This is a genomic window from Corallococcus terminator, from assembly GCF_003611635.1.
Lineage (GTDB): Bacteria > Myxococcota > Myxococcia > Myxococcales > Myxococcaceae > Corallococcus > Corallococcus terminator.
The window spans coordinates 1-2,404 of the sequence record NZ_RAVZ01000609.1; the positions used below are offsets into that span (position 1 = coordinate 1).

General features: G+C 70.3%; 3 protein-coding genes. 2 read left to right on the forward strand and 1 reads right to left on the reverse strand.

Features of this window, described 5'->3' with window-relative positions:
- Positions 1-1,044 (reverse strand): serine/threonine protein kinase (locus D7V88_RS40670; RefSeq protein ID WP_244238670.1); only part of this gene is annotated, 1,044 nt, incomplete at its 3' end.
- A 233-nt stretch (positions 1,045-1,277) separates the two neighbouring features.
- Between D7V88_RS40670 and D7V88_RS40675 the strand changes: the two genes are divergently transcribed.
- Both D7V88_RS40675 and D7V88_RS40680 read left to right on the forward strand, forming a co-directional pair.
- Complete coding sequence (locus D7V88_RS40675) at positions 1,278-1,655, forward strand: helix-turn-helix domain-containing protein (protein ID WP_120538356.1); 378 nt, start codon at positions 1,278-1,280, stop codon at positions 1,653-1,655.
- Positions 1,656-1,722: 67 nt separating this feature from the next.
- A complete protein-coding gene (locus tag D7V88_RS40680; protein ID WP_244238671.1) occupies positions 1,723-2,166 on the forward strand; it encodes a helix-turn-helix domain-containing protein in 444 nt (147 codons plus the stop codon).
- The last annotated feature ends 238 nt before the right edge of the window (positions 2,167-2,404 follow it).

Consider the following 2,404-nt stretch of genomic DNA (forward strand, 5'->3'; position numbering starts at 1 on the left):
GCCCGGGATGCGCCAGTCCTGGGCCCGGGCCCACCGGCGCATCTCGCGAGCCTCCTCGTTGCCGTCGAAGAACTCGTCGGACTCCTCCGTGACGGCGTCGTGGGGCGGCGGGGAGGCGAACAGGGGGATGTCCCAGCTCGCCGGGGCGCGCTCCAGGGCGGCGTTCAGGTCCGTGTAGAGGTCCGCGCCCATCGGGTAGCGCTGGGTGACGTCGTGGCGCAGCATCCGTTCGCAGATGGCATCCAGCTCATGGGGCACGCGCGGGTTGAGCGCGCGGGCGGAGCGGTTGGGGGCGGCGCGGATGCGGCCCAGCAGCGCCTCGGCGGGCACGTTCGTGGGGTAGGGGAAGTCGCCGGTGAGCACCTCGAAGAGGACCAGCCCCAGCGAATAGAGGTCGTCGGTGGGCTGGTACACGTAGCGGGTCAGGTGCTTGGGGTAGCGCAGCCAGTACCGGAGCAGCTCCGGGCTGCGGTAGCTGGGCGTGCCCGGTGGGGGCCGGCCGTCGGTGATGTGCGCGGCGCAGGCGTGGTCGCTGGAGCCGAAGTCCACCAGCACCGGCCGGGCATCCGACGCGCGGACGATGATGTTGCTGCCCTTGATGTCGCGGTGACGCACGCCAGCGCGGTGCACGAAGTCCAGCGTCAGCGCCAGCTCCGCGAACAGCCGCGCCACCTGCCGGGGCGAAGGCCGCGACTCCATGGCCCACTCCGACAGCGTGGGGCCCTCCACGTAGTCCATCACCAGGAACAGGTAGCCGGTGCTCGGGTGGGGCCAGCGGTGGTAGCCGCGCAGCGCCACCACGTTGGGGTGGGCCATGCGGTGCAGGACGCTCACCTCCTTGAGCGTGCGCGCGTCCACCTGCGAGCCCTCCTCGGCGTCCTGGGGCCCGTAGAGCGCGAACTTCAGCGCCACGGGGACGCCCCCGGTCTCCGCCAGGAACACGGTGCCGTAGCCCCCGGTGGCCAGGCGCTTCAGGAGCTTGAAGCTGCCCACCACTTCCTGGGGTTGCAGCAGGAGGGGGTGACCTTCGATTCCCATGCTCATCGCGGGTACCTCCCAGGGCCCGCGGGGCGGGAAACAGTTGTAGGACGTGGAGGGTTCAATTCAGGAGGAGGGACGTGGCTGGGCGGAAGCATGGGGGGAAAGGTCCGTAGGACCTGGGAGGTCTATAGCATGGCGACTGCCCCTTGGGGTAGTGTCGGTGCCATGTCAGGTAGGACGCCGGACACCTGACTTCACGGGGTACATGGCTTTCCGGCCAGGGGTGGTGAGCGGCAATGAACGAGGAGTTGGCCATCACGGTGGGCACGGCGGCGCGCGCGGCCCGTGAGCGACAGGGGCTGACCCAGGGAGACGTCGCCAGCCAGGTGGGCATCGCCATGGAGGTCTACAGCCGGATGGAGCGGGGGCGGGTGTTGCCCAGCTCCACGACGCTGCGTCGGTTGAGCATGGTGTTGCGCATCCGCGCGGACACGTTGCTGGGATTGGACGGGCCCACGCCGCCGCAGGAGGCGCTGACGATGGCGTTGGCGGACCGGGAAGAGGATCCGCCGTCCTTGCGGCGGCTGGTGCGGGCGCTGCGGCCGTTGGACGAGGAGGAGTTGAAGGCGTTGGGCCTGGTCATCCAGGGGGTGTTGGCGTTCCGGGCGCGCTGAGCGTCCACGGGAGCGCGGGAGGGGCCCGAAAACTTGCGTGCCGGGGGAGAGGTGCAAGGTTTTGGGGGTGCCTGCCCCCGTCAACGAGAAGCTGAACACGGTCTTTGGAGCCGCCGCGCGCGACGCGCGGATGCGCCTGGGGCTCACGCAGGCGGACGTGGCGGAGCGCGTGGGCATCGCCATGGAGGTCTACAGCCGCATGGAGCGCGGGCGGATGTTGCCCCGAGCGCAGAACCTGCGGCGGCTGTGCGACGTGCTGGCGGTGTCGGCGGACGCGCTGCTGGGAGTGGGTCCGGGCCCGTCGCCAGTGGCCTCGCGAGCGCCCCGGCGTGAAGAGGAGTCCGCGGAGCTGCGGCGCCTGATGCGCACGCTGCGGGAGTTGGATCCGGCGCGGCTGAAGGCGGTGTCGCGCGTGGTGAAGGCGATGGTGTCGGTGCTGCCCGCTGCGCCTGCGTCCGCGCCGGTGGTCCGGAAGAAGGCTGCGGCGAAGAAGCGCAAGCCCGCGGGGTAGGTTGGATTCACGGACGCGGATCAGCACGCATCCGGATGCCAGGGTTCACTGAAGGCTCGCATCGGATGTGTCCTTGCAGGTGGGCATGGGCAACGCTTGCCTCCAATCCGTGCAAGCGCACGACTGCCCAACCCGTCCTGTCGACGTCAAGCCTGTAAAATCCGCCTGCCGGTTCGCTCACGACCCACGCTGTGCAGCCATACCACCCATTTCTCGCCTGCCCGCCCGCCCCGGGGAC

Excerpts from the sequence above, each read along its gene's own strand:
- D7V88_RS40675 (WP_120538356.1), top strand. The coding sequence starts at position 1,278 with ATGAACGAGGAGTTGGCCATCACGGTGGGCACGGCGGCGCGCGCGGCC.